This window comes from Paenibacillus diazotrophicus (assembly GCF_042610465.1).
The window spans coordinates 234,755-251,972 of the sequence record NZ_JBGJZN010000001.1 but is presented as its reverse complement, the minus strand read 5'-3'; the positions used below and the strand labels follow the sequence as shown (position 1 = coordinate 251,972).

Annotated in this window: 19 protein-coding genes; 5 read left to right on the top strand and 14 right to left on the bottom strand. The window is 49.3% G+C overall.

Annotated features, from left to right (window positions below; translation table 11 throughout):
• Nucleotide 1: 1 nt before the first annotated feature.
• From rpsP to ACAN54_RS01035, 5 genes are all read right to left on the bottom strand, one after another.
• Nucleotides 2–274, bottom strand: a complete 273-nt coding sequence (rpsP, locus tag ACAN54_RS01055) for a 30S ribosomal protein S16 (protein ID WP_379151236.1) — start codon at nucleotides 272–274, stop codon at nucleotides 2–4.
• A 77-nt stretch (nucleotides 275–351) separates the two neighbouring features.
• The gene (gene ffh, locus ACAN54_RS01050) at nucleotides 352–1,737 is read right to left on the bottom strand and encodes a signal recognition particle protein (RefSeq protein WP_379151233.1); all 1,386 of its coding nucleotides are present in this window, start codon (nucleotides 1,735–1,737) and stop codon (nucleotides 352–354) included.
• Between the two features lie 21 nt (nucleotides 1,738–1,758).
• Nucleotides 1,759–2,115 carry a YlxM family DNA-binding protein gene (gene ylxM / locus ACAN54_RS01045; RefSeq protein ID WP_379151230.1) on the bottom strand — a complete coding sequence of 119 codons (357 nt, stop codon included), beginning with the start codon at nucleotides 2,113–2,115 and terminating at the stop codon, nucleotides 1,759–1,761.
• 148 nt (nucleotides 2,116–2,263) lie between these two features.
• Nucleotides 2,264–2,911: a PAQR family membrane homeostasis protein TrhA gene (gene trhA, locus ACAN54_RS01040; RefSeq protein ID WP_379151227.1), complete on the bottom strand. Its 648-nt coding sequence runs from the start codon at nucleotides 2,909–2,911 to the stop codon at nucleotides 2,264–2,266.
• A 93-nt stretch (nucleotides 2,912–3,004) separates the two neighbouring features.
• Nucleotides 3,005–4,522 carry a carboxypeptidase M32 gene (locus ACAN54_RS01035; RefSeq protein ID WP_379154078.1) on the bottom strand — a complete coding sequence of 506 codons (1,518 nt, stop codon included), beginning with the start codon at nucleotides 4,520–4,522 and terminating at the stop codon, nucleotides 3,005–3,007.
• Nucleotides 4,523–4,879: 357 nt separating this feature from the next.
• Here ACAN54_RS01035 and ACAN54_RS01030 point away from each other — a divergent pair, with 357 nt between their 5' ends.
• From ACAN54_RS01030 to ACAN54_RS01020, 3 genes are all read left to right on the top strand, one after another.
• Nucleotides 4,880–5,458: a beta-class carbonic anhydrase gene (locus ACAN54_RS01030; RefSeq protein ID WP_379151224.1), complete on the top strand. Its 579-nt coding sequence runs from the start codon at nucleotides 4,880–4,882 to the stop codon at nucleotides 5,456–5,458.
• 194 nt (nucleotides 5,459–5,652) lie between these two features.
• Nucleotides 5,653–6,087 carry a hypothetical protein gene (locus ACAN54_RS01025; RefSeq protein WP_379151221.1) on the top strand — a complete coding sequence of 145 codons (435 nt, stop codon included), beginning with the start codon at nucleotides 5,653–5,655 and terminating at the stop codon, nucleotides 6,085–6,087.
• Between the two features lies 1 nt (nucleotide 6,088).
• On the top strand, nucleotides 6,089–6,376 hold the full coding sequence (locus ACAN54_RS01020; RefSeq protein WP_379151219.1) for a YxcD family protein: 288 nt from the start codon (nucleotides 6,089–6,091) through the stop codon (nucleotides 6,374–6,376).
• Between the two features lie 177 nt (nucleotides 6,377–6,553).
• On the opposite strand, the gene ACAN54_RS01015 is transcribed toward ACAN54_RS01020, so the two are convergent.
• From ACAN54_RS01015 to ACAN54_RS00990, 6 genes are all read right to left on the bottom strand, one after another.
• Complete coding sequence (locus tag ACAN54_RS01015) at nucleotides 6,554–7,570, bottom strand: S66 family peptidase (protein WP_379151215.1); 1,017 nt, start codon at nucleotides 7,568–7,570, stop codon at nucleotides 6,554–6,556.
• Between the two features lie 159 nt (nucleotides 7,571–7,729).
• On the bottom strand, nucleotides 7,730–8,083 hold the full coding sequence (locus tag ACAN54_RS01010) for a hypothetical protein (RefSeq protein WP_379151212.1): 354 nt from the start codon (nucleotides 8,081–8,083) through the stop codon (nucleotides 7,730–7,732).
• A gap of 73 nt (nucleotides 8,084–8,156) precedes the next feature.
• Entirely contained in the window at nucleotides 8,157–8,510 is a 354-nt protein-coding gene (locus ACAN54_RS01005) for an Asp23/Gls24 family envelope stress response protein (protein WP_379151210.1), read from the bottom strand.
• A 38-nt stretch (nucleotides 8,511–8,548) separates the two neighbouring features.
• Entirely contained in the window at nucleotides 8,549–9,967 is a 1,419-nt protein-coding gene (locus tag ACAN54_RS01000; protein WP_379151207.1) for a sensor histidine kinase, read from the bottom strand.
• Complete coding sequence (locus ACAN54_RS00995; protein ID WP_379151204.1) at nucleotides 9,945–10,649, bottom strand: response regulator transcription factor; 705 nt, start codon at nucleotides 10,647–10,649, stop codon at nucleotides 9,945–9,947. Before ACAN54_RS00995 ends, ACAN54_RS01000 begins: the two co-directional genes overlap by 23 nt.
• A gap of 172 nt (nucleotides 10,650–10,821) precedes the next feature.
• On the bottom strand, nucleotides 10,822–11,661 hold the full coding sequence (locus ACAN54_RS00990; protein WP_379151201.1) for a DegV family protein: 840 nt from the start codon (nucleotides 11,659–11,661) through the stop codon (nucleotides 10,822–10,824).
• A 165-nt stretch (nucleotides 11,662–11,826) separates the two neighbouring features.
• On the opposite strand from ACAN54_RS00990, the gene ACAN54_RS00985 reads away from it, so the two are divergent.
• On the top strand, nucleotides 11,827–12,042 hold the full coding sequence (locus tag ACAN54_RS00985) for a hypothetical protein (protein ID WP_379151198.1): 216 nt from the start codon (nucleotides 11,827–11,829) through the stop codon (nucleotides 12,040–12,042).
• A gap of 144 nt (nucleotides 12,043–12,186) precedes the next feature.
• Here ACAN54_RS00985 and ACAN54_RS00980 read toward each other — a convergent pair whose 3' ends face one another.
• Complete coding sequence (locus ACAN54_RS00980; protein ID WP_379151195.1) at nucleotides 12,187–13,173, bottom strand: aldo/keto reductase; 987 nt, start codon at nucleotides 13,171–13,173, stop codon at nucleotides 12,187–12,189.
• A 109-nt stretch (nucleotides 13,174–13,282) separates the two neighbouring features.
• Nucleotides 13,283–13,972 (bottom strand): metal-dependent hydrolase, encoded by a 690-nt coding sequence (locus ACAN54_RS00975; protein WP_379151192.1) that lies wholly within the window; start codon nucleotides 13,970–13,972, stop codon nucleotides 13,283–13,285.
• 203 nt (nucleotides 13,973–14,175) lie between these two features.
• Between ACAN54_RS00975 and ACAN54_RS00970 the strand changes: the two genes are divergently transcribed.
• A complete protein-coding gene (locus ACAN54_RS00970) occupies nucleotides 14,176–14,964 on the top strand; it encodes a PaaX family transcriptional regulator C-terminal domain-containing protein (RefSeq protein ID WP_379151189.1) in 789 nt (262 codons plus the stop codon).
• 111 nt (nucleotides 14,965–15,075) lie between these two features.
• Here the strand turns inward: ACAN54_RS00970 and ACAN54_RS00965 are convergent, their stop codons facing one another.
• Nucleotides 15,076–17,184, bottom strand: coding sequence for a thioredoxin domain-containing protein (locus ACAN54_RS00965; protein WP_379154076.1), 2,109 nt, complete (start codon nucleotides 17,182–17,184; stop codon nucleotides 15,076–15,078).
• Nucleotides 17,185–17,218: the final 34 nt, after the last annotated feature.

Genomic DNA, 17,218 nt, shown 5'->3' with positions numbered 1-17,218 from the left:
ATTATTTCTGTAACTTCAGCTCATGGAACTTCTTCATCACGCCTGCTTTGGAAAGCAGATTGCGGACGGTATCAGATGCCTGCGCACCTGTTTGAAGCCATTTAAGAGCCTTTTCCTCATCGATCTTAACTACTGCCGGTACTTCAATCGGATTATAATAACCGATTTCCTCGATAAAACGACCGTCACGAGGGGACCGGGAATCGGAAACCACTACACGATAGAAAGGCGCTTTATGTGCACCCATTCTTTTCAGACGAATACGTACTGCCACGAAATTCACCTCCTTATAAGAATATCGAAAATTATACAATAGTTAGACTAAGTCTGATCTATGGAACCCTTATATGATCAACGGAAAGGGAACTTCATTCCTTTACCGCCAAGACCCTTGAGCTGCTTCATCGCATTTTTCTTGCCGCCCTTGCCTCCGCCGCCCATCATGCCGGAGAACTGCTTCATCATCTTGCGCATTTCATCGAACTGCTTGATGAGACGGTTGACCTCAGCCACGTTGGTGCCACTGCCGGCAGCAATGCGCTTACGGCGGTTGTGGTTGATAATCTCGGGCTGGGCCTTCTCTTCCTTGGTCATGGAATGAACAATGGCTTCGACGCGGCCCATCTGCTTATCGTCGACTTTGAGGTCCTTCATGCCCTTGGCTTTGTTCATACCAGGCAGCATGTCGAGAATCTGGTCGATCGGTCCAAGCTTCTTGACTTGATCCATTTGTTCCAGGAAATCATCGAACGTAAATTCCGCGTTGCGCATCTTACGTTCCATTTCTTTGGCCTTTTCGGTATCGATATTGGCCTGGGCCTTCTCGATCAGGGACAGCATATCGCCCATTCCGAGAATACGGGATGCCATCCGTTCAGGATGGAAAGGCTCCAGCGCATCAATCTTCTCGCCTAGTGCAGCGAATTTGATTGGGCAGCCAGTGACCGCTTTGACGGACAACGCGGCACCGCCGCGGCTGTCGCCGTCGAGCTTAGTCAATACAACACCGGTGAGCTCTAGCTGCTTATTGAAGCTATCGGCAACGTTCACGGCATCCTGACCGGTCATCGCATCAACTACGAGCAGTACTTCGTCAGGACTTACAACGTTATGAATCTGCTTCAATTCTTCCATAAGCTCTTCATCAATATGCAGGCGACCTGCAGTATCGATAATCACATAATCCAGGTTGTTATCCTTCGCATGCTGTACAGCTTGTCTGGCGATTTCTACCGGACTGGTCTGATCACCCAGCGAAAATACAGGAACCTTGATCTGTTCACCCAGCACTTGTAATTGCTTGATCGCAGCCGGACGGTAAATATCGGCAGCTACCAGCAACGGGCGGTGATTGCCCTTCTGCAGCAGCTTAGCCAGCTTGCCTGAAGTGGTCGTCTTCCCTGCCCCTTGCAGACCCGCCATCATGATCACGGTCGGCGGCTTGTTCGACTTGGCCAGCTTTGCCTGGCTTCCACCCATCAGCTCGGTCAGTTCCTTGTTGACGATGTCGATGATTACCATGCCGGGAGTAAAGCTGTCCATTACTTCCTTGCCAATGGACTTTTCTTTTACCTTGGACACAAAGTCCTTAACGACCTTGAAGTTAACATCGGCTTCCAGAAGGGCCAGCCGTACTTCACGCATAGCTTCATTTACATCATCTTCGGAGACTTTACCTTTGCCACGCAGCTTGCTGAACACATTCTGCAATCTTCCGGTTAAACCTTCAAACGCCATATGCAGCTTTCTCCCTTCATGCTACTCTAACCTCTGCAAACGATCCACGAGCTCCGTGAACCGCAGTGTATATTGCTCAGGCAGCATCCCATTCTCCGGCAGTCTGCGCAGTTCTTCTAAGTATTTGTTGCGGCTCTCATGCTTGCTAAGCAATCCCAGCTTTGCTTCGTAATTCTCCAGAACCTGCTCCGCACGCTTGATGTGCTCATACACGGCTTGGCGGCTGATTTCAAACTCAGCGGCGATTTCTCCCAGGGAGAAGTCATCGTGAAAATAATATTTAAGAAACGTTTGCTGCTTATCGGTAAGCAGGCGTTCATAAAAAGCAAAAAGCAAGTTAATCCGGTTAGTCTTCTCGAGCCTATTCTCCTGACTCATTAAGGGCACTCCCTTCGTCAAGGAAAAACACTTTACAGCTTCACAACGTCCCTTATGATACCTAAAACAAAGAAAGATGTCAAGCCTTTTTGCTTGTCATCTTGTTCTTTGTTCCAAAAGTGGATTTTCTCCTTGTGTAGAGCTTAATTCAGTGGATCGGCAATACGTAAACCAATACGACAAAAAAGTGTACGATAGTCCCTCCGAGCACAAACAAATGCCAAATTGCATGATGGTACGGGAATCCCCGCCACACATAAAAAACCGTTCCTAGTGTATACAGCAGCCCGCCAAACAACAGCCAGGTCATGCCCCCATCTGCCATCACCGCAGAGAGCGGGTTCCAGGCAATCACAATCATCCAGCCCATCGCGATGTAGAAGACGGTGGACATGAACAGGAATCTTTTCACGAAAAAGGCTTTGAAGAAAACACCGAATACCGCGACACCCCAGGCAATTCCGAACAAGGTCCAGCCCAGCGTGCCCCGGATGGCAACCAGCATAAAAGGTGTGTAAGTTCCGGCAATAAACAAGTAGATCGAGGAATGGTCCATAAATTCAAAAAAATCTTTAGCTTTCCCATCCCTAAGACTATGCACCAGCGTTGAATTAGTATACAGTAGCAGCATCGTAGCGCCATAGATGGAGAAGCTGACCACATGCCAGGCTGTTCCATTCTGTACAGCGAAGACGACCAACAGCACCAGTGCTGCTATGCTTAATACAGCTCCAATCCCGTGCGTTACCGCATTTGCGACCTCTTCCTTACGACTGTATGTGTGTGTATTTGCCATTCCACGATTCCTTCCATTCTGCGCTTTCCTTCTATTATATTCCTTTGCGCGAAGTCCTTCCACCTTGCTGTAGACGCCAGGGTCTTTGTGAGATTATAGACTATACAGCTCCGTATATTTAGCTTCTAGATAGTCGGCCAGATAATCAGGATTCAGCGGTTCACCAGTTACCTGTTCGATGATTTGTGATGGAGTCAGACTCTGGCCATAACGATAGATTTTGTCCGTAAGCCATTCCTTGATCGGCAGCAGGTTACCCGCTGCTATCAGATTTTCGAGCTCAGGCAGTTCCTTCCGCATGGTGTTCAAAATTTGCGCGGCATACATATTTCCCAGGGAGTATGAGGCAAAATAACCGAAATCCCCGCCGGACCAGTGAACATCCTGCAGCACTCCCAGGTCGTTGCTTGGAGGGGTAATCCCGAGATATTCCTGATACTTGGCATTCCATACCCCAGGCAGATCCTTAACTTCAAGTCCTTCATTGTAGATAAGCTTCTCAATCTCATAACGGACAATGATGTGCAGATTGTACGTCAATTCATCGGCTTCAATCCGGATGAAGGAATTCGATACACTGTTAATCGCACGGTAAAAGTCTTCAACTTCCACAGCGGCAAGCTGCTCAGGAAAATGCTGCTGAAGATCTCCATAGTAACGCTGCCAGAACGGACGGCTGCGGCCAATCATATTTTCCCATAGTCTGGACTGGGATTCATGGATACCCATGGAAGCACCTTGAGCCAATGGTGTACCCACCAGATCCCTGCTAATGTTCTGCTCATACAAAGCATGTCCGCCTTCATGAAGCGAGCTGAATACAGCGCTTAAGACATTGTCAAGCAAGTAGTTCGTCGTAATACGGACATCTCCCGGGTTCAGGCCGGTAGCGAACGGATGCACACTTTCATCCAGTCTTCCGGCTTCAAAGTCAAAGCCCATTTGCTCTAAAATGAATAATCCGAACTTCTCTTGTTGCTCCTTAGGGAAAATCTGGGCCAGGAACTTTGTATCAGGCTTGTTCTCGGATGCGGCTATGGCTTCGACAAGCGGAACAAGGCGGCTGCGCAGACGTCCGAAGATATCATCCAGCTTCTCCACCGTCAGATCGGGCTCATACATATCAAGCAGCGTATCATACCGGGAGTCTTTCACACCCCAATGGTCGATAAACTCCTGGGTGAAGGCAACGATTTTGCTAAGATACGGTTCGAAGGAATTAAAATCATCATTTTCCTTGGCCTCCTCCCAAATCGTCTGTGCATGGGCGGTGAGCATGGAGTACTCCACATAGCTTTTGGAAGGTATGCTCTTGCTGCGCTCGTACTCTTTGCGGCAATCTTTAACGATCTTGTTCTGAATGTCGCTTAATTGGCTCGTGACTTCCGGGCGGCTGAAATATTTTGTGAACTCGCCCATCTCCGGTGATGTCTGCAGTCTAAAAATCTCTCCACTGATCAGTCCGATTGTATTCGAACGAATCTCCACCCCCTTACGTGGGGCTCCTGTACGCAAATCCCAGTGCAGCAATCCAATCGCTTCCGTGTATCCGCTAATTTTGGATAATAGCTCGCTGAATTTCTCCCACTCTTCCTGGACCAATTGCTCCATCATTGAACACCCGCTTTCTCTGTTTTAACCAGCTCCCCTTGATGATACTTTTTTAAATACGTATAATCAAATCCAGAGGTATTATATCTTTAATTTGAAATAACTCTGTGACTTTCTTTAAAGGAGGGGGAGCTGCCTTTTTATATCCATTTAATACCCCTGACGGAAACGGGAGATAGAGCAATTAGTGATCGAAGGAACTATGGCAAGAATATTCTTATGCGGGATGTATGGGGCACCAGTCTGCCTCTGGAGTTCACCCGAATCAAGGAGTATATTAGGAATTAACAATCACGGAGCAGGATGCTAACCAAGCATAAAGCGTATGCTCACATAACTTTTAGGAGGTAGCAGGTCATGAGTCAAATTACTGATATTTTGGAGTTTAATAAGAATTTCGTCGAGGAAAAAGAATACGAAGCCTATCTGACCAGCCGCTTTCCTGACAAAAAGATGCTGATCATCACCTGTATGGACACTCGGCTTGTTGAGCTTTTGCCTAAGGCTATGAATTTCAAGAACGGGGACGTCAAAATCATCAAAAACGCCGGTGCCATTATATCCCAGCCTTTTGGAAGCGTAATGCGCAGCGTGATGGTAGCCCTGTATGAGCTCGACGCCGATGAAGTGATTGTAGTGGGACACTATGAATGCGGGATGGCTTCGCTCAACGCGGACAAAATGATCAATTCAATTAAAGAACGCGGAGTTTCTGAAGAGGTGCTGTCCACTCTGGAGAACTCAGGAATTAAGCTCACCAAATGGCTGCGCGGGTTTGACAACGTGGAAGAAGGGGTAATTCAGACTGTGGAGCTGATTAAGCGCCATCCTTTACTCCCCCCAAACGTACCTGTTCACGGCATGATCATCGATCCGGCCACCGGAGCGCTTGAGCTTGTGTCTGACGGTTACGTGGAGAACAAGGCAACTCTCTGAAAATCTGCTGTTTGCGTGGATCTTATGATCCGCGCATTTTTTTTGCCCTCTGATCCTCCTCCTCTCCCTTGTGTTGATTAAAATTATGATATTTTAAAATGGAACCACCCTTCCTTTCGTGCGTATTACTGAACAGATACACAAATACATGGGAGCTGAGGCTTCCAACACCTATAGGAGGGTGCTTGTACTCAATGAAACCAATGAAACGCGTAATGATGATCCTGATGGCCTTTACCCTGTTTTTCGCAGTTACTGCTCCCGACTTTGCGGATGCCAGACGCGGTGGCGGCTTCAAATCCGGAACCCGCGGATACACCACGACTCCGAAGAAATCAACAACAAATAATGTGAAACAAAACGATAGCATGACAGGAACCAAAACCGGAACAGCCGCCAGGGCAAACAGAGGGTTTTTCAGCGGTGGAAGCTTAATGAAAGGCCTGATGATCGGCGGAATCGCCGGATTCCTCTTTGGCGGCATGTTCGCCGGAATGGGCGCGTTCGGGAACCTGATCGGATTCGCCGTCAATATGCTGGCTATCTACCTGGTAGTAATAATGGTTATGTCCTTCTTCCGTCGCAGAAAGGAACGGCGCAGATTAGAGGAACGGGGTGGACGTTACTAATATGGGGACAACCGTTCTAAGCATGGACGAGATTATTAACGCCATCTGTATGCATATGGCTGAACGTAAGGGCGTTCCGGTGCAAAAGGTTCAGGTGGAGCTAAGCTGGGAAGAAGACACCGGATATACTGCAGAGGTGTGGGTCGAAGGCCGGAGCCAGTACTTGGTAGAGTCCAATATGATCGAGGCCATCCTGCGCTATATGCACAGTGAATATGGCATAAGGGCCTACCGTGAAGAGGTTCATCTAGAGCTGGATGACGAGATCACGGCAGTTGTAAATACGTAAATAATTGTGCACAAGGAACCGTCCGGCTATCACAGTGACAGTTTCAACACTATCGGTTCAAAAAAATCAGGTGTGTCCCAATCAGCCTTTTCATGGCTTTTGAGACACACCTTTTTTTACTAAAGGACACTATTGGTCTATACCTATAGCGAAAGCGGGGCCCTCTATCGACCCAAGTTACTCATAAAAATATTGCGTTATTGTACCCGCCCCTCCGGCCACTACAACCTCCGCGTAGGCTCCATTAATCAGTGTCATTTGCGGAGGAACATGTCCGAAATCCAAATCATAAATCACAGGTATCTGCAATTCTTCAAAGAGCTCCCTGTATACATCCTCAGCTGTATAATTCTCCATTGGCGTATTGGTGCCACTTCTGCCGAACATGACACCGGAGCAATGGTCGAACCAGCCGGCCAGCTTCATCTGTACCAAGGATCGGCGCAGATCGGCCGCATTCAGTTCGCAATTTTCCAGATACCACAGGATGGGTTCTTGCTGTAGGAAATGCTCCTGAAAATGTCGCACATCGCCGTAAGGTGTACCGATAATATGACGGATGATATCTACGCAGCCGCCAAGCAGCCGTCCCTTTAATGTGACAGTATCGCCGGATACCAACTTCCACACTGTTGGAATATGTAAATGAAACAGTGAAGGCGATGGTACGGCTTGCTCTAGCTCCTGATGATAGTTCACTGAGGAATGCTGGACGACCGGTTCCCTACTGTTGGTGGATAAAACCGTCTGCCACATCGCCGTCGTCTTATCCGAAACCTCAGCGCGCAAATCCCAAAAGCTTGGTCCATGTGCTGTCGCTATACCCGTTCGTAAGGTTAGGACGAGCAACAGCAGACTAATATCGGAGAAACCCATCACCCACTTAGCCTTCACCTGCCCATAATCAATATGCTCCAGCATCTCGATCAGCAGCTCCCCGCCCCAAGGCGGGATAATCAGGCCGATCCGGTCGTCACTCATCATCTGATTGAACTCTTTGCCGCGCTCTGCACCAGAGGCGGATTTTGCCTTGTCATGTTTAAAGACCGTATCTCCGCATATGACCTGATAACCTCTTTCTTCCATACGGGTAACCGCTTTGCCGAACAGCTCCGCAGTTTGGGGGCCAACACCCGAAGAGGCTGCAGTCACACCTATCGTTGCCCCTTTTTCAAGTACAGGGTATGTAATCATTTTTAAACCTCCTGAAATTACGTGTATCTTAGTCTACCATAATTACTTATCTCCACAAATACAAGTTAAGCACATCCTCCCATTCACAAAAAAAGACATGAGCCGAGGATTCGGCGTACTGCCGTTGACCCGGTTCATGTCTTGTGGGGCTACGTAGAATCAAATTAATGAAATGGCCAGCAGTTCGAACAATACCAGCGGAAGGATGACGTTGTTATTCACCACTCCCGGGTAAGGATAACCTGGCCCTGGATAGGGTTTGAAATAAGGATTGTAGTAACCCCGCACCATATCTGCAGTTTCGGGAATCTTAAGATACAGGTGTTTGTTGTCCATTCCGGCAATGGTTCCTTCATGCATCTGACCGTCAATCGTCTGAACATTGACATAGTGGTTTAAGTACGGCTTGCAGGAATGGTGCAGCGATTCGCGGACTGTGTGCAGATGACTCACCACAGCCGGATCAGCCTGATAGATCACCGTCGAGGGTTGACCGGATGGATAGTATGACATTATTGCATGACCTCCGTAAATGGATTTGCTCCATTCTATGCGGATGCCCAGACCAGGGTGTCTATATCCGGAATTATAGCTGCGGAATAGCCAGCTTGTCGACCCGGACATTCACAACAGCGAGGGTGAGACCCAGCATGTTCTCAACGGCACTGCGGACATTGTGCTGCAGATTCACGCACACCTCATGAATACAGCATCCATAATCCACAATGACTTGAAGATGGACGGCTACCTCCTCCTCTGAGACCTCCACAGACATTCCTTTCGTACTGATTTTACCGCCCAGCCACTTGCTCAGATTTCCCGTAACTGAGCTTCCCGACATCCCAGCAATTCCCGGTGTATCCATAACGACATAACCCACAATAGCCGATATCACACGATCGGAAATATGAACAAGCCCCTTTTGACAACCTTGATTCATATCCATTCCTCCTCAAAATCTGCAGATCCAGTTCGGTACTATTTCGGAATCCGGATGGTGAATACCGTTGGTTCTCCCTCTCTGCCCTCTAGCGTAAGCGAACCGCCCATCTTCTCCACATTATTCTTGGCGATGGATAATCCAAGCCCTGTTCCTCCGCTTGCCGTCCGGGCTTCATCTCCACGTACAAACGGATCGAAGATCGTTGACCACAGCTCTTTGGGGATACCTATTCCATTGTCGGCGATTTCAATACAGACCTCTGTATCCTCAGGGATAACGGTTACCCGAAGGCGTGTGCCTTGGGGATTGTAAGCCAGCGCATTGGAGATCAGATTATTGATAATACTTGAGAATAGCTCCGGATCATACCTTGCATAGACTTCCTCTTCGGGAACCTGGAGCTGAAGCTGGAAGTCTTTTTGTTCAATTTCGCCGTACGTGTCCGCAACAATCTCCCGCAGATGATCTCCAAGCTCCAGCCGTTCCGTATGAAGAATGAAATCCGGGGAATCCAGCTTCAGCAGCTCCAGCATATGCTGGATGAGCTTCGTCACCTGCACCGATTTGGTGTAGATATAATTCAAATACTTCGTCTGGCGTTCCGGGTCGGCTCCCCGGCCTTCCATCAATGCCTGCGCGTAGCCCTGGATACTCGTAATCGGCGTCTTTAGATCATGGGACAAATCCACCATTAACCGCTGCTTGCTCATTTCGGCCTTCCGTTTCTCTTCCGTCGTCTTCTCAATCACATCCGCCATGTAATTGAAGCTTTCGCCAATCCGCAGGAATTCTGTCTCTGCATAGAGGGCAATTCGCGTGCTGTAATGCCCTTCCATCATCTGCTTCAGTCCGAGATTCAGCACGCGAAGCGGCTTCTTGATGCGTCTTGTGACCCAATAACTATATACAAAGATTAGCATCAGAATCAGCGCACTGACCATAAAAACATAAAAAAACACAGAATGGTTCAAATAGGATACCAGCAGTTCATTGTTAATGGATACTTTGATGACATGGCGGGGGATTTTGAGCAGAAGCCAGGCTGCCTGACCTTCTCCCTTCAACGGGGTAATCGAATAGTAATAGGGCTGATCCGTGCGGTTCTCCAGCCCCAGATACAGACTATTCTCATCATAGGCTCGTATCTGATCCTGCTTCTCTCCAATGACGCGGATTACCTGTTTGTCGGAATCAAGGAGCTCCAGCCATCCCCCGCTTTGCAGCAGCTGCCTGCTCTGAGCGCCGTCACCCAGATCTTCCCGGTAATTACCTGCTTCGACGGAAAGATTAGGATCTGTGAGCTGTTTATTTAGAATCAAGTGGGTGATATCCTTCTGGATAAATAGATAGACAATCAGTATAATCATCAGCAGCATACAGTTGAACAGCAGGAAATCCAGAGTGAGTGATGTCTGCAGCGGACGGTTATCCCTACTTTTCCACGGGTGCTTCAATTTTGTACCCCAATCCCCTGATCGTCTTCAGGTATTCCGGTTTCTTGGAATCACGTTCAATCTTGTCGCGGATATTGCTGATATGCACCATAATACTATTATCTTCATAGACGTAAAAGTCTTCCCATACGGCTTCGTATATCTTCTTACGGGTAAAAACCCGGCCCGGCTGCTCCATTAGCAGCTCCAGAATTTTATACTCCGTTGATGTCAAGCTGACCGGCTCTCCAGATACCTGTACCTGACAGCTGCTCCGGTCAAGCAGCAGGCGTCCGAGCACGATTTGCTCCTTCTGCTTTTCTTGTACCGCCGGAGCGTCGAACTGGTGAACCCTCCGGAGCATTGACCCTACACGGGCAACAATTTCCAGCGGATTGAACGGTTTGGAAATGTAGTCATCCGCCCCCAGCTCCAGCCCGAGGATTTTATCATGATGCTGGCTTTTAGCTGACAGAAACAGTACTGGAAAATGGTTGTTTTCACGGATGCGTTTCAGCAGCTGTAGTCCGTCCATGCCCGGCATCATAATATCGAGAATCGCCAGATCCACGGTATGGCTCTGCATCAGCTTAAGCGCCTCGTTCCCGTTCTGTGCTTGCAGGATGTTATATTCCTTCTCCAAATAGAGCTGCAGCAGCTCTACAATCTCCAATTCATCATCGGCAATCAGAATGGTGTACATCGTGAATCCCCCTCTATCTTATCCTGCATGGCGCGTTCATTGTAACTATAGCCCGGCATTCTTTATCTAGTCTAAACCAAATCTAAAGAATAGATAAAGTTTATGGTAGCAAAAAGGCCGCACACCGGGATAATTCCGGGTACGGCCTGACTGGTGTGGTACGGAGCGGTGGTTAAAAGGCCACACCGATCCCGCCTTCTCCGGCATAAGTACCCATCACAGGACCCATACTGGAGAATAAAATCTCTTTAAAAGGATGCTTCTCAAGAATACGCTCCTTGATCTCCAGCGCAAGTTTTTCGCAATTGCTGTGTACAATGGCAATCACGGCTTTTTCGTAATCATGCTGTTTGTCTTCGAGCTTCGCCAGCAGATGGGTTAATGCCTTCGGAAGACCCCGCGTCTTCTCGATCACCTCGACAGTCCCTTCATCGCTGATCTTCAGCAGTAGCTTGATGTTCAGCACAGAAGCTACAGCACCGGATAACCGGTTCAGACGCCCGCCTTTGATAACATTCTCCAGGGTGTCCAAGGTAAAGTACGCAGTCACTTCTTCGGCTTTGTTCAGAACCATTACCTTAAGCTCTTCCAGACTGGAGCAGGTAAGCGACCATTTAGCCGTTAAAGCAACAAGAAGGGATAACCCCCCGGAAAAGGTTTTGGAATCTATAATTTCAATCGCATTGGGATGGCCTTCTTCTTCATACATTTCCTTGGCAATCAATGCGGTCTGATAAGTGCTGCTTATATTAGATGACATACAGACAACCATAATGTCGGTGCCTGCTTCCACTTCTCTGAACTTGTTCAAGAAGACCTGCGGACTGGGACTGGCCGTCTTCGGCAGCTCTTTGGAGTCCCGCATTTTGGCATAAAAAGCCTTAGTATCCGTATCTTCCGGCATGAGCTCATGCTCAAAGTGAACTGGTAGATGAACGATGTCAACATTATATTTCTCTACATATTCAAGGGGTAAATCCGAACCGCTGTCGGTTATGATCTTGATGGGCATCAGGGTACTCTCCTTTCAATTCTATACTATTATAGCCAGTCTGATGGGCAATCAATAGTACATTTTATAACTTGTCAAAAAGCTTGTTTTATGCTAACCGATCTTTCTTAACGGTTCGTGATGTGATATGGTGAAAGTATAAGCTTACAGAAATGGAGTGTAATCATGAGCAAGGGAAGAGTATGGAATAAAGGTAAGCATAACGGACGCGGTCTTTCAAAGAAAACTATAGCGGTTGAGGAAACTGAGGGACAGCAGACTGTAGAGGCACCTGAGGAGAGCTTCATTCCGCGTATTGATACGGTCAAGCCGATGAACCGCAGCAACTGGGTAACCCGGCCGTCCCGGATAACTCCCAAGGAGCCGGAGAAGCAGCAATAATCCGATAAGGGACATTACATTTCCAACAGGACAAAACAGGCAGCAGCGTATTTCTTACGCTACTGCCTGTTTTGTCTATCTGTATGGGCTTGAATGACTGAACGCTGAACCTGCTGTCAGATTATCCATCACAAGTCTTCTATGCTAGAGATTCACACTCTTCATGTTCTGTTCGGGATAGCGGGTCCCGGCTGCTACCCCTAGCGGCGCAGCATCATTAATACTCTTCAGATCGTCGCCACTCAGAGTGACTTCCAGTGAGCCGATGTTCTCTTCCAGATATTTAATCCGTTTGGTACCAGGGATGGGAACGATGTCGTCCCCCTGGGCCAGCAGCCAGGCCAACGCAAGCTGGGAAGGCTCACAATCCTTCTCTGCAGCAATCTCCCGGATGCGCTTCACCAGATCCAGATTCTTGGCGAAGTTCTCCCCTTGAAAACGCGGAGAAAAGCGGCGGTAATCGTCTTCCGCCAAATCCTCGAAGGTCTGAATTTGACCGGTAAGGAATCCCCGGCCCAGCGGGCTGTAAGGAACAAAACCGATGCCAAGCTCGCGGCAGACAGGCAGGATCTCATCCTCTACGTCACGGCTCCAGAGCGAGTATTCTGTCTGCAGCGCCGTTATTGGATGAACCGCATGAGCGCGGCGGATGGTTCCGGGTGCAGCTTCTGACAGACCGAGGAAGCGGACCTTTCCCGCCGTTACAAGATCCGCCATTGCGCCAACGGTCTCCTCAATCGGAGTGTTTGGATCCACCCTGTGCTGATAGTACAAATCGATGTGATCCACTCCCAGACGCCGAAGGCTGGCATCACAGGCAGACTTCACATATTCCGGGCGGCCGTTCACTCCGAGCATTTTCCCTTCTGCGCTCCGCACATTGCCGAATTTGGTAGCGAGCACCACGTTATTCCGGTGACCCTTGATCGCATGTCCCACTAGTTCTTCGTTCTTCCCTACGCCGTACATATCCGCTGTATCCAGGAAATTCACTCCCAGATCAAGCGCCCGGTGGATGGTACGAATGGATTCCGCTTCATCCCGTCCACTGTAAAAGTCGGACATTCCCATACAGCCCAGTCCAAGAGCTGAAACTTGCAGCTGACCACTTCCAAGAATTCTGGTCTTCATTTTCAAACCGCCTCCTCTATTCTCATTGATCATACCATTGAGGCTTCCAATTCTTCAAAATTTGCGCTTCCAGCTTGTGCGAATTGTTCCTATCCGATCCTCTGCCCCTTTACAGCTCCAGTGTCTCCCCGTAAGCAAGTGGTGTACCCTTGATTCCAGCCTCACTAAGCGCCTGAACAAAAGCACCCGCATCCTGCACGATCGGCGGGAAGGTATTGTAGTGAATCGGAAGCACTTGCTTGGCCCCCAGCCATTTGGCGGCGATTAACGCATGCTCCGGTCCCATGGTGAAATGCCCCCCAATCGGCAGAATCGCCAGATCGATGTCATAGAGTTCACCGAACATTTTCAAATCGCCGAATAGTCCAGTGTCTCCTGCATGCAGAACCGTGCGTCCTTCCGCTTGGATAATGAAACCTGCAGGCATGCCGCCGTAGATCACTTTCTGGTCCTCATCCAGTGTAATACCCGAGCTGTGAAAAGCATGAATCATTGTCGCAGTAGCAAAACCAAAATCAACCGTCCCCCCGATATTCATCCCAATGGTCTGGACACCTTTCCCTTGCATATAGCCAGCCAGCTCTACATTAGCCACAACGGGTATATTATTCTGTAGCGCAATCGGTGCCGCATCCAGAATATGATCCATATGAGCATGTGTCAGCAGCACCATGTCGGTCTTAATCTCCTCAGGTTTGGTGACTGCCGCAGGATTGCCTCTAAGAAACGGGTCGATAATCAGCGACTTGCCGTTCACCTCAATCTGTACACAGGAATGACCATGGTAAATGATTCTCATAGCTATCTCTCCTCTTCTCTAGTAGAAATTCAATAGGTAAAATGGACTCATCCGTGCAAAAACTCAAAGTTTACGATACAATGACACCAAATACTCAGAAGTTTGGAACGAAACTGGAACCTCGATATAACATATTTTATAACGTTCGTATGTATTTATGATATATTCATTGGTGCCTAATGTCAAGAGAGGTGTGAAGCACGTTGCTGTCTGTTGAAAAAACCATGCTGTTTCTGTTATCCAAGGTGGAGCAGATGGGCGCCCAGCAGTTTGTGGAGATCTACGAACACAGGGGGTATACCTCCACCTATATCCGTAATGCCTTGTCCCGTCTGAAAAAAGAGGGTTATGTTGCATCCCCTTCGCGCTCCTGGTATCAAGTTACCGCCGCCGGCCTCGCCTACATCAAGGCGATCAACAGCAAGCCTGCCCGTTATCAGGAGCAGTGGGATCAGACCTGGGATGTAGTCATGCTCGAAGTCCCTGAATCCGAACGCAAAAAACGCGATCAGTTTCGTTCGGCGCTTTTACAGCTGGGTTATGGGCTTTTGTATAACAGTGTGTACATTTCTCCATGGAATTACCGCAAGGAAGTCACCGCACAGATCGGGAAGCTTGAGCTTGAAGGCAAGGTATCGATCCTGCAGGGCCAATTCCTGGAAGGTTCGATTACACCGCTCCAGGCACAGTCCATCTGGCAGCTCGATAAGGTCGAAGCGTTATACCAGGAGAAATCAGGCTGGCTGCAGCAGGAGTTCGCCCCGTTAATGAAAGATGCGCTTCATAAAGGGCAGGCGCTCGAGCTTTTCTTACTGTATCTGCAGATTGGCGAGGAGTTAAGCGGGATGTTCATGACCGACCCGTATCTCCCGGATGAACTGCTGCCTGACCATTGGTCAGGCAAACGTATACTCAGAGAAATGACTGAATATGGGAGCAGACTCGCAGCAGCGATTCCCCAGGATTCCTTTTATGCACAATTTGTCAGATGAGCCGTATGAGCTCCGGAAGAAGAAGCTGACCCAAGGTTAGCTTCTTTTTGTGGCTTCAAAAGGGCATTCATACCAAAAAGCAGCCCAAACCGCAGGCTGCCCTCTGTAATACTACACTTCCCGGTTCCCTGAAGCCAAAAGCTCCCTGACCGCTTCCATATTCGTAACCGGGGCACGGCAGGCAAAATTCCGGCAGACATAAGCCGTGGCTTCCCCGTTAATAGCTGGTTTGTCTGCGAGGTGTGGCAACAGACGGAGAATCCCCTCAGTATCTCCTTCCCAGTTGACGATAAGCGCAGCGTCCGGCAGATATGCCTGCTGAACCTGTGCCAGCATACTGTGGAGGCCAGCGTCATCCCGCTTCCCGGAGAGTACCCATTCCCTTCCCCCGGAAGTCATGGCTAGATGAGCCTGCAAATACATGGCGTAGCCCGCAGGATAATCCGTTGCAGCCGTTGCTACTACTGCCGCTGTCTGTTCAGCAACCTTCTTCAGCTCCGCATCCTGATTCATCACAGACAGCTTCCACAGCAGCTTCGCTGCTACCGAGTTACCCGAAGGAAGAGCTCCATCATATAATTCCTTAGAACGAATCGGCAGCTCCTCCCCATCATGCCCCGTGAAAAAGAATCCCCCGTTCTCTTGGTCGATGAACAGCTCCAGCAGTCCATCCTTCAAGATCAGCGCCCGCTCCAAATAGACGGATTGACCCGTAGCTTCGTAGAGTTCAGTCAGACCCCAGATCAAAAAGGTATAATCATCCAAATAAGCGGGAATCGCGGATTCGCCGTCACGGTAGCGGGCCAGGAGCCTGCCATCCTCTCGCCGACGCAGCTTGTCCCAGATGAAATCCGCAGCTGCTATTGCAGCTTTGGCGTACTTAGGCTTTTGCAGTGCCTTCGCTCCCTTGGCCAGCGCCGCAATCATCAGCCCGTTCCAGGAAGTAAGCACCTTGTCATCCTTAGACGGATGGATACGCTGCTCCCGATAGGTGAACAATTTCTCACGCCATTCCTCCATCCGTGTCCGCAGACCCAGCGGATTCATCCCGAGCCGCTCTGCCATCTCATCTGGCAAACCCTGCAGCAGATTCGGAATATTCTCGCCTTCGAAGTTACCCTCAGGAGTAATCCCGTATACATGGCAGTAGGAATGCATATCCTCCAGGCCGAGCGCCTCTTCAATCTCCTCACGAGGGAATACGTAGAACTTGCCTTCCACCCCTTCGGAATCGGCATCCTCCGCTGAGTAAAAAGCACCCTCCGGCGAAGTCATATCACGCTCAACATACGCAAAGATTTGCTCAGCAATCTCCGCATACAGTGGTTTCTCCGTGATCTGATATGCCTCCAAATAAGCAATCGCCAGCAGTGCATTATCGTAGAGCATTTTCTCAAAATGCGGTACCAGCCACTCCCGGTCCGTAGAATAACGAGCGAACCCGTAACCCACGTGATCATACATGCCGCCCCTGTACATCGATTCCAGCGTTTTCTCTACCATACGCAGCGCTTCCGGCTGGTTGTATATCTGGCTGTATGCCAGCAAAAAAGACAAATTATGCGGTGAAGGAAACTTCGGCGCATTGCCGAACCCGCCGTATTCCTCATCGAACTGACGCCGGTATAGCTCATAGGCTTCGTGTAGCAACTCTTCCCCGGGAATCCCCCCGCTGCCTGTGCCGGCACTTTGTGAGCTCTTGCGATTCAGGGACTGAAGATCCGCGAGCAGATCATCCCCAAGCTTGTCCAGCGCTTCACCATCCTGCTCCCATTTACGGTGAATCTGCTCCAGCACATCCATCAGTCCAATGCGCCCGAACATCTGCCGCTTCGGAAAATACGTCCCGGCATAAAATGGCTTCTTCTCCGGTGTGAGCAGCACGGTCAGCGGCCACCCCCCGCTCCCCGTCAACGCCTGACACACCGACATATACAGCGCATCTATATCCGGCCGCTCCTCGCGGTCTACCTTGATGGCGACATAGTTATCATTCAGCAGCTGCGCGACTTCTGAGTCTTCGAAGCTTTCACGTTCCATTACGTGACACCAATGACAGGTGGAATAACCGATGGATAGGAAGATAGGCTTGTTCTCGGTTTGCGCTTTGGCAAAAGCCTCCTCTCCCCATGGATACCAGTGCACGGGGTTGTGTGCATGTTGCAACAAATAGGGGGACTTTTCATTTATAAGTCGATTAGGCTGTTGGCCTTCTTTGATCTCCATTTATGTAGCCTCCTTATACGGAATGTGC